Source organism: Nostocoides sp. (genome assembly GCF_037045025.1).
Classification (GTDB): Bacteria; Actinomycetota; Actinomycetes; order Actinomycetales; family Dermatophilaceae; genus Nostocoides_A.
This window is the reverse complement of record NZ_JBAOHM010000019.1, coordinates 129,752-150,279: the sequence shown is the minus strand read 5'-3', so window position 1 is coordinate 150,279 and position 20,528 is coordinate 129,752. Positions and strand designations below refer to the sequence as shown.

The 20,528-nt window shown below is 70.6% G+C and carries 16 protein-coding genes and 3 pseudogenes; 10 read left to right on the top strand and 9 right to left on the bottom strand.

Annotated features, from left to right (window positions below):
* Nucleotides 1-65: 65 nt before the first annotated feature.
* The 6 genes and pseudogenes from V9G19_RS27745 to V9G19_RS27720 form a co-directional block, all read right to left on the bottom strand.
* Nucleotides 66-146, bottom strand: a pseudogene (locus V9G19_RS27745) (ISAzo13-like element transposase-related protein); the annotation flags it as partial.
* Between the two features lie 224 nt (nt 147-370).
* Complete coding sequence (locus tag V9G19_RS27740) at nt 371-496, bottom strand: hypothetical protein (RefSeq protein ID WP_462288609.1); 126 nt, start codon at nt 494-496, stop codon at nt 371-373.
* A gap of 95 nt (nt 497-591) precedes the next feature.
* Nucleotides 592-1,644: a hypothetical protein gene (locus V9G19_RS27735; protein ID WP_462288608.1), complete on the bottom strand. Its 1,053-nt coding sequence runs from the start codon at nt 1,642-1,644 to the stop codon at nt 592-594.
* A gap of 83 nt (nt 1,645-1,727) precedes the next feature.
* Nucleotides 1,728-3,026 carry a hypothetical protein gene (locus V9G19_RS27730; protein ID WP_462288607.1) on the bottom strand — a complete coding sequence of 433 codons (1,299 nt, stop codon included), beginning with the start codon at nt 3,024-3,026 and terminating at the stop codon, nt 1,728-1,730.
* 188 nt (nt 3,027-3,214) lie between these two features.
* Complete coding sequence (locus V9G19_RS27725; protein ID WP_462288606.1) at nt 3,215-5,770, bottom strand: S53 family peptidase; 2,556 nt, start codon at nt 5,768-5,770, stop codon at nt 3,215-3,217.
* 88 nt (nt 5,771-5,858) lie between these two features.
* Nucleotides 5,859-6,329: a flavodoxin family protein gene (locus V9G19_RS27720; RefSeq protein ID WP_462288605.1), complete on the bottom strand. Its 471-nt coding sequence runs from the start codon at nt 6,327-6,329 to the stop codon at nt 5,859-5,861.
* A gap of 72 nt (nt 6,330-6,401) precedes the next feature.
* Here V9G19_RS27720 and V9G19_RS27715 point away from each other — a divergent pair, with 72 nt between their 5' ends.
* From V9G19_RS27715 to V9G19_RS27700, 4 genes are all read left to right on the top strand, one after another.
* Nucleotides 6,402-7,679, top strand: coding sequence for a nicotinate phosphoribosyltransferase (locus tag V9G19_RS27715; protein WP_462288604.1), 1,278 nt, complete (start codon nt 6,402-6,404; stop codon nt 7,677-7,679).
* Nucleotides 7,676-8,311 (top strand): isochorismatase family protein, encoded by a 636-nt coding sequence (locus V9G19_RS27710; protein ID WP_462288603.1) that lies wholly within the window; start codon nt 7,676-7,678, stop codon nt 8,309-8,311. The genes V9G19_RS27715 and V9G19_RS27710 overlap by 4 nt, the downstream gene beginning before the upstream one ends.
* Nucleotides 8,308-9,057 (top strand): NUDIX hydrolase, encoded by a 750-nt coding sequence (locus tag V9G19_RS27705; RefSeq protein WP_462288602.1) that lies wholly within the window; start codon nt 8,308-8,310, stop codon nt 9,055-9,057. The genes V9G19_RS27710 and V9G19_RS27705 overlap by 4 nt, the downstream gene beginning before the upstream one ends.
* Nucleotides 9,058-9,470: 413 nt before the next feature.
* Nucleotides 9,471-9,986 carry a DUF3145 domain-containing protein gene (locus V9G19_RS27700; protein WP_462288601.1) on the top strand — a complete coding sequence of 172 codons (516 nt, stop codon included), beginning with the start codon at nt 9,471-9,473 and terminating at the stop codon, nt 9,984-9,986.
* A 420-nt stretch (nt 9,987-10,406) separates the two neighbouring features.
* On the opposite strand, the pseudogene V9G19_RS27695 reads toward V9G19_RS27700, so the two are convergent.
* Nucleotides 10,407-10,841: pseudogene (locus tag V9G19_RS27695) on the bottom strand (cell wall-binding repeat-containing protein); the annotation flags it as partial.
* Here V9G19_RS27695 and V9G19_RS27690 point away from each other — a divergent pair.
* From V9G19_RS27690 to V9G19_RS27680, 3 genes are read left to right on the top strand one after another with little or no spacing between them, the layout of a single operon-like run.
* The gene (locus V9G19_RS27690) at nt 10,831-11,214 is read left to right on the top strand and encodes a hypothetical protein (RefSeq protein WP_462288600.1); all 384 of its coding nucleotides are present in this window, start codon (nt 10,831-10,833) and stop codon (nt 11,212-11,214) included. The pseudogene V9G19_RS27695 and the gene V9G19_RS27690 sit on opposite strands and share 11 nt — an antisense overlap.
* 16 nt (nt 11,215-11,230) lie before the next feature.
* Entirely contained in the window at nt 11,231-11,593 is a 363-nt protein-coding gene (locus V9G19_RS27685; protein WP_462288599.1) for a hypothetical protein, read from the top strand.
* The gene (locus tag V9G19_RS27680; protein WP_462288598.1) at nt 11,586-11,978 is read left to right on the top strand and encodes a hypothetical protein; all 393 of its coding nucleotides are present in this window, start codon (nt 11,586-11,588) and stop codon (nt 11,976-11,978) included. The genes V9G19_RS27685 and V9G19_RS27680 overlap by 8 nt, the downstream gene beginning before the upstream one ends.
* 92 nt (nt 11,979-12,070) lie before the next feature.
* On the opposite strand, the gene V9G19_RS27675 is transcribed toward V9G19_RS27680, so the two are convergent.
* A complete protein-coding gene (locus V9G19_RS27675; protein ID WP_462288597.1) occupies nt 12,071-12,496 on the bottom strand; it encodes a nitroreductase family deazaflavin-dependent oxidoreductase in 426 nt (141 codons plus the stop codon).
* A 168-nt stretch (nt 12,497-12,664) separates the two neighbouring features.
* Here V9G19_RS27675 and V9G19_RS27670 point away from each other — a divergent pair.
* From V9G19_RS27670 to V9G19_RS27660, 3 genes and pseudogenes are all read left to right on the top strand, one after another.
* A pseudogene (locus tag V9G19_RS27670) lies at nt 12,665-13,976 on the top strand (bifunctional o-acetylhomoserine/o-acetylserine sulfhydrylase).
* 51 nt (nt 13,977-14,027) lie between these two features.
* Nucleotides 14,028-17,849, top strand: coding sequence for an ATP-dependent RNA helicase HrpA (gene hrpA / locus V9G19_RS27665; protein WP_462288596.1), 3,822 nt, complete (start codon nt 14,028-14,030; stop codon nt 17,847-17,849).
* Nucleotides 17,850-17,930: 81 nt separating this feature from the next.
* Nucleotides 17,931-18,851, top strand: coding sequence for a PAC2 family protein (locus V9G19_RS27660; RefSeq protein ID WP_462288595.1), 921 nt, complete (start codon nt 17,931-17,933; stop codon nt 18,849-18,851).
* 16 nt (nt 18,852-18,867) lie between these two features.
* Here the strand turns inward: V9G19_RS27660 and V9G19_RS27655 are convergent, their stop codons facing one another.
* Nucleotides 18,868-20,514: a DNA polymerase gene (locus V9G19_RS27655; RefSeq protein ID WP_462288594.1), complete on the bottom strand. Its 1,647-nt coding sequence runs from the start codon at nt 20,512-20,514 to the stop codon at nt 18,868-18,870.
* Nucleotides 20,515-20,528 lie beyond the last annotated feature (14 nt).

Genomic DNA, 20,528 nt, shown 5'->3' with positions numbered 1-20,528 from the left:
GGCCGCCGGCGTTGTCGCCCGGGCCCGTTAGCCTGGCGTCCCATGACGGCACCGCCTCCCGGACCGGATCGCCACCAGGTGTCGATGGTGTGCACCGCAAAGGCGGCGGTGTCGTGATCGGTCCCGACGCTGACCCAGCCGCAGTTGTGGGCCACGGGTCCCCAGGGGTGACCGGATCGATCAACGCATCGAAATCCGTGGTCAGCGTCGGATCACTGACCTCGACCCGCTTGCGCCCCCCGCCCGGGCGGCGCGTCGAGAATCGTTCGCGTGAGCGACGTCATCCGGATGCCATAGCCGCGCTCGGCGATCAGCGTGTCGGGCACGTCCCCGGTCGGCGGAAGAGTCCAACCCCGTGGGTGGGCCTAGCTCAGTCGTCGGCCTTTTTGGCGCGCTCCGCAGCCTCTTGGGCGGCCTTCTCGGCATCCTTTTGGGCCTTGTCCGCGCTGGAGGAGCGGAAGTCCAGGGCCTTCCTCAACCTGGAGAAGAAGCTCATTAGTGCTCTCCTTTCGATTCGGGTGAGCTCGGGGCCTCGGGGCCGGTATGGCCCGGGCGCCTCGACGTTACCCGACGATGAGCGCCTCGGGGGCGTCAGCGCCTGCTGATTGAGCACGCGTCAGACTGATAGAAGGCGCCTAGGCGGGCGCGGATGCGCTCCTCCAAGAACCCGGTCGCGTCGGCGTGCTCCACGGCGGGACGGACGGCGGCCGCCAGCTGACGCGCGAGCGCGTCCGGCTCGACGCCGAGATCCGCGAGCAGCGCGCCCACCCCGCAGTCGGCGTATGCCGTGAGCACCCGCTCCACGGCCGGTGCCACCACGCGGCCGGCCAGTCCCGAGACAAGGATCCCGCGCACGATCGGGGCCAGCTGTTCGGTCAGCGCAGCCAGGTCGTCGGAGTCGATGGCCACGGCCAGGTCGCGCAGCGGCGTCGGGCCGAGGGGGCGCAGGATGGTGTCTAGCAGTTCGTGGGCGGAGTCGCCGGTGAGCGTCTGATCGAGGAAACGCTTGCTCTCGCTAAGCGTGTCACCGATCTGGGCCTGCACGAAGCGGCGCAGCTGCCGGTCGACGTTGGCCTCCAAGCCGGGCGCCGCCGAGTTCAGCCCGCGTTGACCCAGCCGGATGAGCGACTGGGCTCCCGGGACACGGCGTGCCAGGACGTTCTCGCTGAGCATGAACGCCTTGACCCCGTGATAAAGGACGTGCGCGACGAACTCGTGATAGGCCGAGTTGTCGGTCACCGCCGCCAATGTGCGGGCGCGCAGCTCGTCCATACCGGACAAGAGGTCAACGAGGTCGTGCAGGTCCTGCGCGGTGACCGCGTCAAAGACGGTGTCATCGCTTGCCAGCAGAGCCGTGCGCGCGGACACAACGGTCTCCACGGCGAGGGCGATGACCTCCTCGTTGACCTCGACCTGGTCCAGCGCGTCCGCGACGGTGCGCGCGGTCGCCTGCGCCGGCAGCAGCTGGCCGACGTCGACGCCGGCCAGCCAATCAAAAAGCGCGTCGATCTCCTCGCGCAAGCTCGCCTCGAGCGCGGCACTCGTCCACCGGGACAGCTCGAACCGGACATGCTCCTCCAGCAGCGTGGCGCGGTCGGGAGCGGCGGCGGCCGTGGCGCTGGCCTTGCGAGACGAGGGGGGCATACCGACACCGTAACCAGCCCAACCCACGGGCCGGGCGGGGCCTGCCAGTGATCCGGGGCCTGCCGGTGATCCGGCGGGCGCGCTCAGGCCGGTTCGACGATCAGGACCTGCAGCTCGGCACCGAGGGTCAGCTCGGTGCGGCTCTCGGTGCGCACCTCCAGCGCCGAGGCGGACTGGTTGGGGACGAACCGCCGCACCCGCTTCGGCGCCGTCCAGTCGACGGACATCGGCATGGTCCCGGGGTTGAGGTAGAGCCGCTTGCGCGGGTCGTAGATCGCCGCCAGCGGCCGCCAAACAAACAGCAGATAACGGCCATCGGGGCGGGCCACCAGCACGGTGGCCAGCTCGTCGAGCCGGCCTGCCTCGACCTGGATATCGGCAAAGAGCGGCGCCGGCTGGCCCCGGCCGCCGGTGCGGAACTGCTGGTTGATCACCGCGTTGAGGTTGGCCATCGAGTGAAATGCCGGCTTGCGGGAGAGGTCATACCGCAACAACCCGAAGTTGGCTTCGCGGTCGGTGCCCCCCGGGTCGGCCCGGTCGTTGATGAGTTCGTAGAGGGACATCTTGGGAACACCGCGCGCGACATACTCCAGCAGCAGCCGCGGGGCATAGACCCCGGCCACGGCCTCGGGGGTATAGAAGTGGCTCGTCGTGGTATTCGGCGCGTTGTGCCAGCCGGTCTCGGAGACCATCTGGGGAATCGGCCCGCTGACCCGCCGTTCCAGGTCGAGCATCAAATCGGTGCGGTATCCGGGGACGAACCCGCCGGTGTAGATGTGGCTATTGCCCCAATCGCAAATGTTGCCGGCATAGCCGAAGGCGTCGTAGCTGGTCGACTTCCACGGGGTGCCGAAGGCGGGAGCGGCGACGGGGATGTTGCGCGTCGCGGCGGTGGCCTTGGCGGCCTGGTAGAGCCGGGTCTGATAGGTCCGCAGCTCGGGAACCCAGTCGGCGCCACCGCGCAGGTCCCATTCGTTCGGTCCCTCGAACGACTGGGTCACGCCGGTCAAACTGGCGGCGACGAGCGCCACCAGCGGCTCGGGCGTGCCGGTCATCTGGGAGGGGTTGCCCATCAGGGCGTGCAGCTGGTGGCCGTTCGCGCCGAGTTCTTGGAGCCAGCTGATCTGGCGCTTGTTGCCGGTGTAGAGGTTCGTGCGATACCAGGTGGCGCCGAGGTCGCTCAGCGCCTGCAGGATCTGCGGCCGCTGGCCCCAGGGCCCGACGGTGGTGGAGGTGACCATGCAGACGCCGAGCGTCGAGGTCAGGGAGTTCATGGCGAGGGCGCGCAGGGGCGCGGCCATTGCCGGCCGCTGGGTTGCGGCGGTGATCAGTGGGGTGGCGGCTAAGGCTTTAATTCCGGCGCGTCGGGGGAACGCAGTCACGGCATCTCCTGGGATTCGGGGGCATCGTCAGGGGGGTGGTTGCCGCACCAGTATGGGGCCGAGCCGAGGTTCCGTGCACGCCTCAGCTGCGAAGATGCCGGCCACGGCCGATAAACAGGTTCTGCCGCAACGCAGTTGCGTTGCGGCAGAACCGTGAGATCAGCCGTCGGCGACGACGAGTCCGCACCTCACCAGCGTGGTATGCCGAATCCGGTCACCGCGTCATAGCCGGCGACCCCGGTGCACTCCCAGGTGGGGGAGCACCACCCGGTGCGGCCGCCCGTGCGGATGTCGATCGTCGCCAGCCCACCTGACCAGATCGCCTTGTCCAAGAGGCGCTGCCCAGTCACCGCCGACATCCCCGCGACCAGCGGCGCCGTCAGGGACGTGCCGCCGACGACATACCAGCCCGCCTGCAGCGCCGGGTCCAGCGGGGTGAAGTAGACGGCCGCGCCGGTCGCCGGGTCTGCGACGGCCGACACGCTCGTCGTCGACGATTTCGCGTCGAAGCAGTTGGCTGCCCGCTGCCATACCGGCTTGGGTTGAACGGCCGAGCAGCCGCCGCCGGAGAAGTTCCACACGCTCTCCTGCCAGCCGCGCGGGCTGCCGGGGGCCTCCAGTAGGCGGGTGCCGCCGACGCCGATCACCGACGGGACCGTCGAGGGATAGATCGCGCCATGACCCCAGTCGCCGGTCGCTGCGACCAAGGGGACCCCGGCCGGGACCAGTTCGGGGGCGGTCCGCGGGTCGGTGGTGGCCTCGTCGCGGCCGAAGCTGTTGCTGATCACCCAGGCGCCCAGGCGGGCGGCCGTTTGGTTGGCCTGGCCGAGATCGCTGTCTTCGGGGGAATTGGCCTCCACGAGAAGGATCTTGCAGTCCGGGCAGGCCGCTGACGCGGTCTGCACGTCGAGGTTGGCCTCCAGCGCCCACCCGTCGTTGGTTGTCGTGGGCGGGGCGCCGCCGTTCTGGCCGACGATCTTCAGACAGCCGTTGGCCTTGGTGCACGCGGACAAGCCGGCACCCTTGCGATAGTTCGCGAGGTCGGCGGGCAGGTTGGGGTGGTGATAGGCGATCGATATCCCGATCGTCTTGCCCGCGCCCCCGCTCGCCGGCAGTCCGTATGCCGCGCGGTATTCCTTCGGGCCGTAGCCCGCCGGGTATCCCGTCACCGGATCGCGATCGCCATCGGCGGTCCGCTGCGTGACGACCTGCGCGAGGCAGCGCATCGGCCCGGGGGCGTCCGCACACGCATCGCGCGCGACGAAGACGGCGTCCCCGCCGGCCTTGGTGGCCGTCCGCAGCCGGTCGATGGCCGGGCCCGACAGCGCGGCGCCGGTGCGCATGGTCGCTCGTGCCGACCGGGCGACGAGCCCGTCGAGCGAGGTGACATCGTGCTCGAGCCGGGCCTGGCGGGCGGTGGCGACGCGCTCGGACAGGGACGGCATGGTCCACCGCCCGGTGCGCGGAAACGCCTGGTCTCCGGTCGCGGTGGGGGTCGGCCGCGGCCCCACACCGGCAGTGCCGGATGAGCGCGCCGCTGCGCCGGTTGCTTCGCCGTCCGTCGCGGAGTCCGACCCGCGGGCGCCGGAGCCGCACACGGTCCACAGTCGAGTGGTGTCCCCAACGCGAGCGGCCAGGTAGCCCTCACCGCTGGGCAGCCCCGCCAGCGCCGAGGGCATCTCACCGGCATGCCGGGCCAAATCGATCGGGTTGGAGAAACCCTTGGCGCCGCGCGCCGAGAGGTTGATCCACTGCTGGTCGAGGATGGTCGCCCACGACGACGTATACACGCGCCCACCGATAGTCGCCGAGTCGGAGACAGTGGTGTTCTGGGCGACGGATGCGGGGACGCCATCCAGGGCCCAGCCCCCGCTGGCCCGCCCCGTCGCCGAGAACGGATAGAGGCCGGTGACCCAGTCTTCACCGGTCATTCCGCTGACGACCGGTCGTCCGGAGGCATCGAACGTGATGGTCGCCGGCATTGTCGAGGTCAGCCCGGGCACCCGCGGGGCCGGCTGGCGCACGACCCGGTTGCCGATGACCTTGCCGACCCACGGCTTGCGCCAGATCGGGTGGTCCTGGGTGAAGGTGACGTCCTCGCCGGCCACCCACACCTCGCCGCTCGGGCTCAGACCGCTGGCGAGCGGAACGGCATACGCAGAATCGGCGAGATTGTGCGGGAGCGCGGTCCAGCGCGTGCCGTCCCAGGTCAGCGCGATGGTGATGGCGCCCTGCTGGTTGAAGCGAACCCCGAATACATAGAGCGTGCCGTCCCGGACCTCCATAGCGTTGACCGAGCCGTATTCGCCGAGGTCTTCGGCCAAGCCCGGCACCTCGTTCCACCGGCTGCCGTCGTAGTGGTAGAGCCGGTCACGGAAGTTGTCGAAATCCATGCCGGCGGCATACATATCTCTGGCAGAGCCGGTCAGGTGCACCGCGAGGTTGACCCCGGGCAGTTGCGTCGTCGTCAGTTTCCCCGCGCGCCACCGGGAGACGAAGCCGGTGCCGCTCGCCGGCAGCGAACCGGCCGACCACAGCTCCTGCGCCGAGACCGGGAGCAAGGCGCGGACATCGCTGCCTGCCGGGGTCTTGCCGGTCGTCACCCGCCAGATGCCGTCACACCCGGCCGCGCTCGCCGGCGCGCTCATCGCCATACCGCCCAGCGAGAGCGCGGTCAGCGCGGCCAGCCCCCAGCTCAGCCCGCGCCGCCCGCCGCCTCGTCGTCGCGTGGAATCGGAACGCATGTCCATGCCTCTCCTTCGAGTCGGTGGGGCGTCCCACACGCCCCACATCCGGCAGACGCTCGCAGAGGCGAACAGGTTGTGTGTGAATTCAGTCGGCCGGCATGAGGCCGGCCGCGAGGGTGGCGCCCAGCTCCCAGCACGCCTCCAGATCCGCCGCGGTCGGCGCGTCCCGAACGACGACATCGGGCACGGCGCGCTCCCAGCGCAGACCGGTCGTGATCGTCTCGACGGCGCGCTGCGCCCCGTCGGGTCCCTCATTGGCGTGCAGGAACAGCCCGTATGCCGTTCCGCGCGCCTCCTCGCGGACGGGGTAGTAGATCTGGTCGAAGAAGTGTTTGAGCGCCCCGGAGATGTAGCCGAGGTTCGCCGGGGTGCCGAGCGCGACAGCGCCGGCGGCCAGGACATCGCTCGCGGTGGCCGCCAGCGCGGCCTTGGTCACCACGTCGACGCCGGTGATCTCCTCGGCGCGGGTGCCTCGCAGGACCGCGTCGAGCATCGCCTCGGTCGCGGGGGAGACCGTGTGGTGGACGACGAGCAGGCGGTGGGGGCGCGTGGCCATGCCCCTATCTAAGCCGAGATCCGCCGGTTATTTGTCGCAGAATGAGGCAAACAGGGCGTTATGCTTACCCCCATGCGCCCGACGACCGCGCTCCTGACCGACCGCTACGAGCTGTCGATGTATGCCGCGCTGCTACGCGACGGTCGAGTTGGGGCGCCGGCGACCTTCGAGCTGTTCGCCCGCCGCCTGCCCGAGGGCCGGCGCTTCGGCATGGTCGCCGGCCTGGGTCGCTTCCTCGACGCGCTCGAGCAGTTCCGCTTCAACGAGGCCAGCCTGGGGTGGCTGGTCGCGGCCGGGGTGATCGACGACGCCACGGCCGCACACCTGGCGCAGTGGCGCTTCACCGGCGACATCGTCGCCTATCCCGAGGGCGAGATCTGGTATCCCGCCTCTCCTGTCCTATCCGTGCGCGCCACTTTGGCCGAAGGCCTGGTGCTGGAGACCCTTGCGCTGTCGATCTTCAACCACGACAGCGCGATTGCCTCCGCTGCCGCCCGGATGGTGCTGGCCGCCGAGGGGCGCGCGCTGATCGAGATGGGGTCGCGCCGCGTCCACGAGGAGGCGGCGGTGGCGGCGGCGAGAGCGGCATACATCGCCGGGTTTGCGACGACGTCCAATCTGGCGGCGGGGGAGCGGCATGGCGTGCCGACGGCGGGCACGGCCGCGCATGCCTTCGTGATGGCGCACGCGAGCGAGGCCGAGGCGTTCGCCTCGCAGCTGGACGCGCACGGTCTGGGAACGACACTGCTCGTCGACACCTATGACACCGAGCAGGGGATCGCGACTGCGGTCGAGGTGGCGCGGCAGCGGGGAGCGAGCGGGCCCGGGGCGATCCGGATCGACTCCGGCGATCTGCCGAGCGCGGTGGCGGCGGCGCGCGCCCAGCTGGACGCGCTCGGCGCCACCGACACCAAGATCGTCGTCACGTCCGACCTCGACGAATACCTGATCACCGAGCTGGCCCGCTCCCCGGTCGACTCCTATGGCGTCGGCACCCGGGTCGCGACCGGGTCGGGCCACCCGAGCGCCGGCTTCGTCTACAAGCTCGTCGAACTCGATGGGCGGCCGGTCGCCAAGCGGGCCGAGGGCAAGGGCAATGTCGGAGGGACCAAGACGGCCTACCGCCACCCCGATGGGCGCGAGGCCTTCCGGCTCGACGGCCACACGCCCGAGGGGGCCCGCCCGCTGCAGGTGGCCGCCGTGTCCGCGGGTGAGATCGTGCATCGGCCCGAGCTCGCCGCGATCAGGTCGTATGCCGCTCACGCCCTGGCCGCGCTGCCGAGCGCCGCGCGCCTGATCGCCTCGGGCCCGCCGGCCATGATCGCCGAACTGGAAGGAGAGCCGTCGTGACGCGTGCGCTGCTGATCGTCGATGTCCAACCCGACTTCTGTGAGGGGGGAGCCCTCGCCGTCTCCGGTGGTAATGCGGTCGCTGCCCGGATCAGGGAAATGCTGGCGGAGGATGCCGACCGCTACGCCGTGGTCGTGACCAGCCAGGACTGGCACACCCCCGGCAGCGACAACGGCGGCCACTTCGCCGCCAAGCCGGACTTCCAGGGCACCTGGCCGGAGCATTGCGTGGCCGAGACCGCAGGCGCGCAGGTGCACCCCGGCCTCGCGGCCGCCCTGGGCGAGGTGCGCGTGCCCGTGCAGGCGGTGCGCAAGGGCCAGGATGCGCCGGCCTATTCGGCGTTCGAGGGCACCACCGCGGCGGGGGAGCGGCTGGCTGACGTGCTGCACCGGGCCGGCGTCTTCGACCTCGACATCGTCGGCATCGCCAGCGACTACTGCGTGCGCGCCACGGCGCTGGATGCCGTCCGGCTGGGGTTCACCACCTCGGTGCTGCGCGGATTGCACGCCGGAGTGGACCCGGTGAGCACGGCGGCTGCCCTGGCCGAGATGTCCGCTGCCGGCATCCTGGTCGGGCCGGCCCTGGAGCCGGTCGGTGACCGAGGTGCGGGGTCGAGGGGGGAGCGGAAGTGAGCGCGCGCGCCGAAGGCGAGGGAGCGGCATACGACTCCCGGGGTTATCCACCGATCGCCGTGACCGTCGACCTGTGCGTGTTCACGATCCGGGCCGGGGCGCTGAATGTGCTGCTCGTCGAGCGGGGGGAGGACCCGTTCGCGGGGAGCTGGGCGCTGCCGGGCGGTTTCATCGAGCCCGACGAGGACGCGGCGCACGCCGCGGCGCGCGAGCTGACCGAGGAGACCGGCGTTGAGTCCGGCTTCCATCTCGAGCAGCTCGCCACCTATTCGGCACCGGGGCGCGACCCCCGCATGCGGGTGGTCTCGATTGCGCACGTCGCCTTTGCTTCGGGTCTGCCCGAGCCGGTGGCCGGCTCAGATGCGCGGACGGCGCGCTGGTGGGCCATCGCCGACCTGCCGGTCGACGGCAACGACGACCCGGTGATCGAGCGGCTGGCCTTCGACCACGAGGTCATCCTCGCCGACGCCTTGGAGCGGGTGCGCGCCAAGCTCGAATACACGACGCTCGCGACCCAGTTCGTGAGCGCGCCATTCACGCTCGGCGACCTCCACCGGGTCTATGCCGCGGTCTGGGGCACCCCGCCGCACCGCGGGACGTTCATCCGCAAGGTCTTGTCGACGGCCGGCTTTGTCGAGGAGGCCGACCCGCCCGAGGCCCGCCCGAGCGGCGTCGGCCGGCCCCCGACGGCGTTCTATACCGCCGGCGCCGCCACCCACCTGCACCCGGCGCTGCTGCGCGGCTGAGGATGGCCCCGCACGACCGTGTTCCCTACGGCACAGCAGGTTCTTAGCGGAATCCTCACCACGCCAGCCCTTGGCGTGGAACAGTCAGAGGTGCATGGGAGTTGAACCAACGACCGGTCGCCGCACCCTCCCCCCCGGGCGGCGTCCGGCAGATCGGTGCCGGCACCCCCCTCGCCCGCACCGATCCGGCCCCGGTCCCACCGCCGCGACTCCCCCTCGCGGTTGGTGGGACCGGTGAGCTGTCCTCGATCCGGTGGGGTCGAGATGATCAGATGCGGCTGTGACGGGAGTGGCCGGAACATATGGCTGGTGTCTCTGAGAGTCATGAGGCACAATGGGCCCACGGATACGACCGGCTTGTCGGCGTGCGCGGCGTTGGGGAAGACGTCCACCGCACACCAGGGAGGTCCGGGATGTCTGTCGGAAGCGCACGTGCGCTCGCGCGTGGGGTCGTGTTCGTGCACTCGACCCCCACTGCGCTATGCCCGCACATCATCTGGGCCCTCGAAAGCGTCCTCGGCACCCGGGTCCCCTTCGAGTGGACCGATCAGCCGGCCGCCTATGGCCTTAAGCGAGGCGAGATCTCGTGGGCGGCCCAGCCGGGCACCGGGGCCCGCCTGACCAGCGCGTTGCGCTCGTTCACCGGCGTGCGCTTCGAGATCACCGAGGAGCCGAGCGCCGGCCTCAACGGCTCTCGCTGGTGCCACACCCCGCGCCTCGGGCTGCACCACGCCTGGATGGCCCCCAACGGCGATGTGATGATTCACGAAGAGCGCCTCAAGGAGGTGCTCGCGCAGTCCGACGGCAGCCACGAGGCCGTCACCGAGATGATCGAGGAGCTGCTCGGCGCGGCCTGGGACAACGAGCTGGAGGTCTTCCGCTATGCCGGCGAGGGCGCTCCGGTGCGCTGGCTGCACAAGGTCGGTTAACCCCAGATCCTTCCCCGGGACCGGGCCGGTGCGCGAGGACTCCTCCCCCTCGCGCGCGGGCCCGGTTCGTTTTGTCCCGGCCGCTACCAGATCTCGCCGGCCAAGCCGTCGTCGTCGCCGTCGAGATGGTAGCTGTCGCCGACCTTGGGCTCCCAGTAGTCGAACCAGGCCTGCGCCTCGCGCTGGCTGCCGAAGTCCTTGCAGTCCAGGTCGCTCGGGAATGGATAGACCGGTTGCGGGCCACAGGTCGTCGATCCGCCGTATGCCGATCGCGCGCCTCCCAGCAGCACGTCCAGTTCGGGGGAGAGCCGCTCGCGCCCTGGTCGTCTCACCTGCGCGAGGACTCCGGGGGAGACGGGTCGCCGGCCCCCCGACGACAACGATCCGTCCCAGGGAGATCTCACGCAGCTGCGCCAGCACGCTGTCGGGGATCGAGTCGCGGCGCACGAGCAGGATCGGGGCACCGGCGACGTCGGCGTAGGGGCCCGCCGCCAGGGCGTCCGGGTAGACCTCGCCGGAGGCGGGACCACCGTCTCCTGCGGCGGCTGGACGATCCGGTCGGCGACGGCCGCTGAGACCGCATAACGGTCGGCGCCGTCCATGCGGATCGTTCCCGATCCGGAGATCGGGCCCAGATCGGCGGTGGCCGAGCCGATACCGACGGCACACCCGAGCGCGGTAGCCGCGAGGCCGACAGGGACGCGGCGTAAGGTCATGGCATCGGAGGCTACTTCCGGTAATTCGATTCTGGCGCAACCCGATCGAGTGATCTGAGCCGGCCGACGTATCACCGGGCGCGACGCTGCCTCCTGTCCATCGAGTCAGTTGGCGGGAGGAATCGGTCGTGAGCGTCATGGATGCGGTTCCCCTGCTGCGCGCGCCCGGCGGGTGGCCAGTCGTGGTGAGCGCGAGCATCGCGATGGCCGTGCTCGCCGCGGTAGACATGGTCTTCTCGTACGCCGCCAAGGAGTGGGTCACGACGCGCAGCCAGACCGCTCTGGCCGTGGGTGTCGCCAGCGCGCTTGTGCTCTTCTGGTTCTATGCCTCGGCACTGCAGTATGCGGAGATGGCCGTCGTCACGCTCGGCTGGATCGTGTTGCTGCAGGTGGGCCTGATGGCGATCGACGTCGTGAAGTATGGCGCCCGCCCCACGGCCGCACAGTGGGTTGCCGTCGTGGTGATCATTTCCGCGCAGGGATACCTCGTGATCTCCTCGCAACCGGGGTGACGTAGCCTGGTCCGTCGTGGTCGTCACGCTGAGCTATCTCGTCGTCGCGGCGGCGACGGCGTGGGGGCTGCTCGCGGCCTGGCTGGCCTGGCGCGACCGACTGATCAACGACCCGTTGCTGCTGCTGGCCGTTCTCGTCGAGGTTGGTCTGATCGCGCTGGCGATCGTGGCACTGACCACCTTCGGTCGGGTCGACCCGGCTGCCGAGGGGGCGACCTACCTCGCCTATGCGCTCAGCCTCCCGACGGTGCCGCCGCTGGTGACGCTGCTCGCGATCCGCGAGAAGACCCGATGGTCCGTGGGGGCGTGCGTCCTCGGCGCGTTCGCCGTCGCCGTGATGGCCGCCCGCATCGCCCAGATCTGGAACCTCCATGGCTGACTCCACCCCCACCGGCACGGGCCCGGGAACGCTGATCGTCGTGGTGTATGCCGTGCTCGCGCTCGCCGCGACCGGCCGCTCCGTGCTGCAGATCAGCGAGTATTTCGACCGCGCCCCGCTGGCCTATCTGCTCTCCGCCGCGGCCGCGGTCATCTATCTGCTCGCGACGCTCGCCCTGGCCAAGAATTGGCGCGCCCTCGCCACCACCGCGTGCTCGATCGAACTCGCCGGTGTCCTGGCTGTCGGCGTGGCGTCCTACCTGGCGCCGGACGCCTTCCCCGACAAGACCGTATGGAGCCACTTCGGCTCCGGCTACGGCTATGTGCCGCTGGTGCTCCCCGTGATCGGCTTGTGGTGGCTGCGCCGCACCGCAAAAACACGCTGAGGTCTGCGTTTCTTGCCGAGGTCTGATGACCGATCATCAGACCTCGGCAAGAAACGCAGACCTCAGCGGGGGTGGTGGGTGGGCGGTCGGGGTCAGCGGGGCTCGAGGAGGAAGAGCGGGATGAGCCGGTCGGTCTTGGTCTGATACTCGGCGTACGGGGGGAAGGCGGCGACGCAGCGCTCCCACCACTCGGTGCGTTCCTCGCCGTCGATCAGCCGAGCCCGCACCGGCCGCGCCTCGCTGCCGTCCTGGAGGGTGATGTCCGGGGTGGCGACCAGGTTGTGGTACCACTGCGGGTTGTCCGGGGCGCCGCCCTTGCTGGCGACCGCGGCATACGTCCCGTCGTGCTCGACGCGCATAACCGGCACCTTCAAGGTGGCGCCCGACCTGGCCCCGGTCATCGTCATCAAGACGACCGGGCGGTCCATGATCTGCACCCCCGCGGTCGTCCCATTGGCCTCGATGGCCTCGACCTGATCACGAACCCAGCCGCTGGGGCTGGGACGGTAGCCGCTCATGATGCGCCTTCCACTCGGGGGACTGTTGTAGCGACAACTCACCGGGAGCGGCGATCATTCCGCTGCCGAGGCCGACCGTGGCGGCTGTCCGCATCGAGAGATGGCGGGTTCGAGGGGCGGCATCCGGGTCGAGGGTGGACCCCGACGCCACGAGACAGGAGCCTGACGATGACGCCGGAATGGAAGTTCGAGACCAGGCAGGTGCACGCCGGCCAGCAGGCCGACCCGACGACCGGGGCCCGGGCACTGCCGATCTATCAGACGACGTCCTATGTCTTCCGGGACACCGAGCACGCCGCCAACCTGTTTGCGCTCGCGGAACCGGGCAATATCTACACCCGGATCATGAACCCAACCCAGGACGTCGTCGAGCAGCGGATCGCCTCGCTCGAGGGTGGCGTCGGGGCGCTGATGGTGGCCTCCGGGCAGTCGGCGACGACCCTCGGCCTGCTCAATGTCGCCGAGGCCGGCGACCACATCGTCGCGAGCGCGGCCCTGTATGGCGGGACCGTCAACCTGCTGCGCTACACCTTCGCCAAGGTCGGCGTCGAGGTCAGTTTCGTCGACGACCAGGCCGACCCGGGGGCGTGGCGCTCGGTGGTGCGCGCGAACACCAAGGCGTTCTTCGGCGAGTCGATCGCCAACCCCAAGGCCGACGTGCTGGACATCGAGGCGATCGCCGCCGTTGCCCACGAGCACGGCGTGCCGTTCGTCGTCGACAACACGATCGCCACGCCGTATGTCTTCCGGCCGTTGGAGTGGGGTGCCGATGTCGTCCTGCATTCGGCGACGAAATACCTTGGCGGGCACGGGACGTCGATCGCCGGCGTGATCGTCGACGGTGGGAGCTTCGACTTCACCGCCGACCCCGCCAAGTATCCGAACTACAACGCTCCGGACGAGAGCTATCACGGCCTGCGCTATGGCCCCGACCTCGGGGTCGGCCGGCCCGGGTGGCGAGAACCTGTCCTACATCCTCAAGGCCCGCGTCCAGCTGCTGCGCGACCTGGGCCCGGCGATCTCGCCGTTCAACGCCTTCCTGATCTCTCAGGGCATCGAGACGCTCAGCCTGCGGATGGAGCGCCACCTCGACAACGCGCGCCGGGTCGCCGAGTTCCTCGCCGGGCACGAGCAGGTCGAGGCGGTCCGCTGGGCCTCGCTCGCGGGTGACCCGAGCAACGATCGCGCCACCAGGTATGCGCCGAAGGGCGCCGGCGCCGTCCTCGCCTTCGAGATCGCCGGTGGGCTGGAGGCCGGGAAGCGCTTTGTCGAGGCGCTGACCCTGCACAGTCACGTCGCCAATATCGGCGATGTGCGTTCACTGGCGATCCACCCGGCGACGACGACGCACAGTCAGGGCGGCGACGAGGACCGCCTGGCCGCCGGTGTTACGCCCGGGCTGGTGCGCCTGGCCGTCGGGATTGAGCACATCGACGACATCCTCGCCGACCTCGAGCAGGGCTTCGCCGCCGCTCGCTGAGCGGTCTCGGGGCACCGAGGGCCCCTCCCGGGACGCCTATCCTTGACGTTTGTGTCCGCTCCGCAGCCGCAAGCTCCCTTGCCGCGGGCGGTTCCCGACCTGAACTATCCGCCCGAGCTGCCCGTCGTCGAGCGGCGCGAGGAGATCCTCGCCGCGATCCGCGACCACCAGGTAGTCGTCATCGCGGGCGAGACCGGCTCGGGCAAGACGACCCAGATCCCCAAGATGTGCCTCGAACTCGGCCGCGGGCAGTCCGGCCAGATCGGGCTGACCCAGCCGCGACGGATCGCCGCCCGCTCGGTCGCCGAGCGGATCAGCGCGGAACTGCACGTCGAACTCGGCGGGCTGATCGGCTACCAGGTGCGCTTCACCGACACCTCCAGCGCCGACACCGCGGTCAAGGTCATGACCGACGGCATCCTGTTGAACGAGATGCAGCGCGACCGCGACCTGCGCCGCTATGACACGATCATCATCGACGAGGCCCACGAGCGCAGCCTCAACATCGACTTCATCCTCGGCTACCTCAAGCGACTGCTGCCGCGCCGGCCGGATCTGAAGGTGATCATCACCTCGGCGACCATCGACCCGCAGCGGTTCGCCGAGCACTTTGGCCACCGCGGCCGGCCGGCGCCGATCATCGAGGTCTCCGGACGCATGTATCCCGTCGAGGTCCGCTACCGGCCGCTGCTGACCGTGGACGGCGAGGAACGCGACCAGGTCACCGGCATCTGCGAGGCGGTCGAAGAGCTGTGGACCGAGGCGACCACGCACGCGGCGGGCGGCCACGACGTCCTTGTCTTCCTCTCCGGCGAGCGCGAAATCCGGGACGCCGCAGACGCTTTAGCCGGTATGGCGCTTCCCCAGACCGAGGTCGTCCCGCTCTTCTCGCGCCTGTCCGCCGCCGAGCAGCACCGCGTCTTCGCGCCGCATCCCGGCCGGCGGATCGTCCTTGCGACCAATATCGCCGAGACCTCGTTGACCGTCCCTGGCATCCGGTATGTCGTGGACACCGGGACCGCGCGCATCTCCCGCTACTCCCAGCGGTTGAAGGTCCAGCGGCTGCCGATCGAGCCGATCAGCCAGGCCAGCGCGCGGCAGCGAGCGGGTCGCTGCGGCCGGCTCGCCGACGGCATCTGCATCCGGCTCTACTCCGAGGAGGACTACCAGGCCCGACCGGCGTTCACCGAGCCGGAGATCCTGCGGACCTCGCTCGCCGCCGTCGTGCTGCAGATGATCGATCTGCGGCTCGGCGAGATCGCGCGCTTCCCGTTTGTCGACCCGCCCGACGCGCGCAATGTGGCCGACGGGCTGCGGCTGTTGCACGAGCTGAACGCCGTGCAGCCCAAGGACGAATCGCTGACAGGGCGTAAGCAGCAGCGGGGCAAGCGGCATCCGGGCGAGCGGTTGACGGCGATCGGGCGGACCCTGGCCCGGCTGCCGGTCGACCCGCGGATGGGGCGGATGCTCGTCGAGGCCGACCGGCTCGGGTGCACGAGCGAGGTGCTCGTCATCGTTGCGGCGCTGTCCATCCAGGATCCCCGGGAGCGGCCCGCCGACAAGCAGACCCAGGCCGATCAGCAGCACGCCCGCTTCCGGGTCGACGGCTCGGACTTCGCCGGCTACCTGAAGCTGTGGGACTACCTGCAGCACCAGCAAAAGGAGTTGAGCAGCAGCGCATTCCGTCGCATGTGCCAGCGGGAGTTCCTGCACTACCTGCGGGTGCGCGAGTGGCAGGACCTGCATCAGCAGTTGCGGGCGGCGCTGAAGAGCCAGCGGATCGATCCCGCGCGCGCAACCGCCGCGCGCGGCGCCGACCCGGACCTCGACACCGTCCACCCGGCCCTGCTCGCCGGCTTGTTGTCGCACATCGGCCTGCGCGATGAGCGAACCCGCGATTATCTTGGCGCCCGCGGAGCCCGGTTTGGAATCTCGCCGGGGTCAGTGCTTTTCCGCAAGCAACCGGACGTTGTCATGGCGGCCGAACTCGTCGAAACCACGCGGCTATGGGCCCGCGTGAACGCCCGGATCGACCCACTGTGGGCCGAGCGCCTCGGCGCGCATCTGGTCAAACGCAACTACAGCGAGCCGCGCTGGTCGCGCAGTCAGGGCAGCGTCGTTGCCAGTGAGCGCGTGACCCTGTATGGCGTTCCGCTCGTCGCCGATCGGACCGTGCAGTTCGGCCGGATCGACCCGGAGCTGTCCCGGGAGCTGTTCATCCGGCACGCCCTCGTCGAGGGCGACTGGGACACGCCGCACGCCTTCATGACGGCCAATCGCGCTGTGCGAGAGAGCATCGAGGAGTTGGAGGACCGGGCTCGCCGCCGCGGCATCGTCGCCGACGACGCCCAGGTGCAGGCCTTCTTCGACGCCCGCGTGCCACCGGGAATCGTCTCCGCCGTGCACTTCGACCGGTGGTGGCGCGGCGAGCGGCGCCACCATCCGGACCTGTTGACGCTGACCGAGGCCGATCTGACTCGGGCCGACGACTCCGGCGTCGACGTCGGCGACTATCCCGGCACGTGGCGTCAGGGCGACCTGGAATTGCGGTTGAGCTATCAGTTCGATCCCGGCTCGCCCACGGACGGGGTCACCGTGCAGATCCCGATCGCACTGCTCAATCAGTTGCAGGACAAGGGATTCGACTGGCAGGTCCCAGGAGTGCGCGCCGATCTCGTTGCCGCGCTGATCCGCTCGCTACCTAAGACGCTGCGAACCAACTTCGTTCCGGCGCCTAACCACGCGGCATACGTGCTCCGGGAGATCCGCCCAGGGGAGGGGCAGATCGTTGATGAGATCGCCCGAGTTCTCAAGGAAAACACCAGGATCCAGGTCACCGGCAGCGACTTCGACCCGGCCAAGGTGCCGGGCCACTTGCGGATGACGTTCGTGGCCATCGGGGCTCGCGGCGAGGTCGTCGGCGCCGACAAGGATCTCGGTGCCCTCCAACAGCGGCTGACCGGCCAGGTCCAACGCCGAGTATCGCGGGCCAGCGCCGCTATTGAGCGAACCGGGCTGACGTCGTGGACGATCGGCGAGATTCCCGAGAGCTACACCACCCGCGCCGACGGGCACGACGTGATCGGCTATCCCGCGCTCGTTGACGCCGGCACCACTGTGTCCCTCAGGGTTTTGCCGAGTGCCGGCGCGGCGGCCGGTGCGCATCGCCTCGGCGTGCGCCGGCTGCTGTTGCTCAACACCAGCCCGCCGTGGAAGCGCGTCCTCGCCGGGCTGAGCAATGCCGACAAGCTCGCGCTGGGCCGCAACCCGCACGGCTCCGTCCCCGCCCTCCTCGACGACGCCCTCGCCGCCGCAATCGACGAGATCGTCGCCGGTGGCGATGGTGGCCGGGTGCGCACCGCGGCCGGGTTCGAGGCCGCCCTCGCCGCGGTGCGCACGCATGTCGCCGCCCGGGTGCTGCGCATCGTGGGTGAGGTCGCGCCGATCCTCGACCGGGCCCGGGCCATCGAGCAGCGGCTGGAGCAGATGACCGCCCCGGCCGTGCAGGCCACGGTCGCCGACGTGCGCGCCCAGCTCGCCTCGCTCGTCGGCCCCGGCTTCATCGCCCAGTTCGGCACCGGCCACCTTCGGGACCTGCCGCGCTACCTGCGCGCGATCGAGGAGCGGCTCGACAAGGCGGGCCAAGACCCCGCCCGGGACACCCGCCTGATGGCGGATGTGGACCGCGTCGAGAGCGCGTATGCCGATCTGCTCGCCGCGCTCTCGCCGCAGGCCCGCGGCGCGGACCGGGTCCGCGACGCCGGCTGGATGATCGAGGAGTTGCGAGTGGGGGTCTTTGCGCAACGGCTCGGCACGGCATACCCGGTCAGCGCCAAACGCGTGCTGCGCGCGATCGCCGAGGTCGAGCGCTGATCCGGGGCCGGGCGGAATCGACGGGGCCGGCAGCGCGTTGCGGAATACAATCCCTTGTCGTCTTGCAGGAGAGATGCTGCCGTGCTGAACCCCAGTGAACTGTTCCGATTCGAGGCCGACGGCGACCTCGCCGACCTCGTGCCCGGGCCGCTGCTGGTCGCGTTGGGTGGCTTCATCGACGCCGGCACCATCCAGGCGCTGCTCACCAGCCACCTGCTCGACCACTCCGAGGCGACCGTGGTCGCCTCCTTCGATGTCGACCAGGTGCTCGACTACCGGGGCCGGCGTCCGGCGATGGTCTTCGAGGAGACGCGCTACGCCAGCTATGAGGACCCGTCGCTGCTGCTCTATCGCTTGACCGACCGCGACGGCGCGACCTATTACCTGCTGACCGGTCCCGAGCCGGACTACCAGTGGGAGCGGATGGTCGAGGCGATCCGGCTGTTGCAGCGCCGCCTCGGCGTGCGGTTGACCGTGACCGCGCATGGCATCCCGATGGCGGTGCCGCACACGCGCCCGATCGGGCTGACGGCGCACGCCACCGACGTCAACCTGATCGGTGAGCGCAACCCGGTCTTTGGGCGGGTGCAACTGCCGGGCAGTTTCACCGCGCTGCTGGAGCTGCGGCTCGGGGAGGCGGGCGAGGCGATGGTCGGGTATGCCGTCCACGTTCCGCACTATCTCGCCCAGGCCGAGTTCCATGACGGTGCGCTCACCGCGCTCAACGCGATCGTCGACGTGACCGGGCTGAACCTGCCTAATGACGCGCTAATCGCCGCGGCAAACGAGGGCCGTCTGCGACTGGAGGCCGAGATCGCCGGCAACGCCGAGGTCGGCACCGCCGTCGCGGCCTTGGAACGGCAGTATGACGCCTTCGTCGAGGCCGCCGACAAGCCCAACCTGCTCGCCCCGCCGTCGGCGCCGCTGCCCTCGGGCGAGGAGCTGGCCGCGGACTTCGAGCAGTTCCTGCGCACGGTCGGTGAGGACGAGACCCCAGGCTGATCCGGCAGGCGCTGGGCTACTTCGCTTCCGACCATCGGGTGATCACGGTCGTGTCGGCGACGAAGCGCACGGGTGCGCCCCCGCTCCACCGGCGCGCCGCGTCGGCGAGAGCGCTCTCGACGACGCCGGAGACGGCCGCCGCGTCGCCGGCGGGCGTGTGCACCAGCAGCTCGTCGTGCAGGCACAGCGCGATCCGGGCGGGCGCATCCACGAGCGCGGCCCGCACGGTCGCCGCCCAGCACTTGAACAGTTCGGCCGCCGCTCCTTGGATGAGCGCATTGCGCGCATAACGCCCCCGGGAGCCCTCATCCCGTATGCCGCGCGTGCGGAGCCGCCGTCCCCCGAAGGTCCGCAGGTCCGCGCCGGACACGCCCGCGGCATACGCGGCGTCGAGGAAGCCCATCGCGACGGGGTAGGCCCGCTGCAGGCCGGTGAGCGCCCGCCCGGCGGTGCCCGACCGCTGGCCATACATCGCCGCCAGGACCGCGACCTTGGCCACCGAGCGCTCGACGCCGAGCCGCTCGGCGACCGGGGCATAGAGGTCCGGCGAGGCGGTGGCCTCGGCGAGTGCCGGATCGCCGGAGACGACGGCGAGCACTCGCGGCTCGATCTGCCCCAAGTCGGCCCGCACAAACCGCCAGCCGGGAGCCGCGGCCACGGCCGCCCGCATCGGCACCGGCAGATTGTGCAGGCCGTTCTGCGCGGTCATCCGCCCGGCCGCGCCGTCGCACGCGGTCCACGTGCCCCGCAGCCGGTCGTCGGGGCCGACGTGCGCGTCCAGCCAGCCGTAGCCATAGGTCGTCGCGATCCGTTCGTCGCGGCGCCAGTCGAGCAAGGCCGGGATCACCGGATGGACGTGGCGATGGTTCTCCAGGACCCACTTGCGGGTCGTCGGCACGTCGATGCCCACCGCGGCGAGCAGCGCCCGGACCGATGCCGGGTTGCGCAGGTCGGTGTGGTCGTGTCCGGGCGCAACCGCGAGCACCCGCGCGTCCCGCTCGGCCCGGATGGCCCGGGCGTGCGCCTCGTCGCGGGGGCGGGGCCCGGCGGCGAGTGCGATCAACTCGCCCGCGCCCGCCCGGTCGATCGGCAGGCCGTCGCGTTCGAGCTCGAGGCAGAGCACCGCCGCCGCCGACTCCGACGCCGCGAGGGACGCGGCCCGCGCGCCCAGGCCGTCCAGCTGCGGCCCCAGCCGTCCGGCGCACTCGAGCGCGGCGCGCGCCCACGCGACCAGCCGGTCGTCGGTGACAGTCCACCGACCAGCCACGGCGTCCGGGCGCAGGTAGCCCTCGGGCGTCAGCAGATCCTCCTCACCCGGGCCGGTGACCAGGGCGGCAAACAGATCGTCGCCCGGTCCCTCGGGAACCCCGCCGCGGTCGAGACCGGTCGCGGCCGCCCACACCCGGCCCGGATCGGCGCGCCAGCCCCCGCGCACGATCCGATGGGCCTCGGCCAGGTCCAGCACGCGGGCCGGTCGGGCGCCGGCGGCCACGACAGCGGTGAGATCCCGGGCTGCCGACCAGACGACCAGCCGCTCCGCGGCCAAATCGATGCGCCCGGCCGCGTCAGCGGGGGAGAGCACCTCGGCCCGGCCCGCGGCATACAGGCAGATCCGCTCGCCGTGCGCGACGACCGCGAGCAACGCGCGAGGTGGTCCGGGCACGGGACCAAACCTAG

Bases quoted from the DNA above. Each gene is read 5' to 3' on its own strand.
- V9G19_RS27725 (WP_462288606.1), bottom strand. From the start codon at position 5,770: ATGCGTTCCGATTCCACGCGACGACGAGGCGGCGGGCGGCGCGGGCTG.
- V9G19_RS27720 (WP_462288605.1), bottom strand. From the start codon at position 6,329: ATGGCCACGCGCCCCCACCGCCTGCTCGTCGTCCACCACACGGTCTCC.
- V9G19_RS27680 (WP_462288598.1), top strand. From the start codon at position 11,586: ATGGCTGACTCCACCCCCACCGGCACGGGCCCGGGAACGCTGATCGTC.
- V9G19_RS27675 (WP_462288597.1), bottom strand. From the start codon at position 12,496: ATGAGCGGCTACCGTCCCAGCCCCAGCGGCTGGGTTCGTGATCAGGTC.
- V9G19_RS27735 (WP_462288608.1), bottom strand. From the start codon at position 1,644: ATGCCCCCCTCGTCTCGCAAGGCCAGCGCCACGGCCGCCGCCGCTCCC.
- V9G19_RS27700 (WP_462288601.1), top strand. From the start codon at position 9,471: ATGTCTGTCGGAAGCGCACGTGCGCTCGCGCGTGGGGTCGTGTTCGTG.
- V9G19_RS27740 (WP_462288609.1), bottom strand. From the start codon at position 496: ATGAGCTTCTTCTCCAGGTTGAGGAAGGCCCTGGACTTCCGCTCCTCC.
- V9G19_RS27715 (WP_462288604.1), top strand. From the start codon at position 6,402: ATGCGCCCGACGACCGCGCTCCTGACCGACCGCTACGAGCTGTCGATG.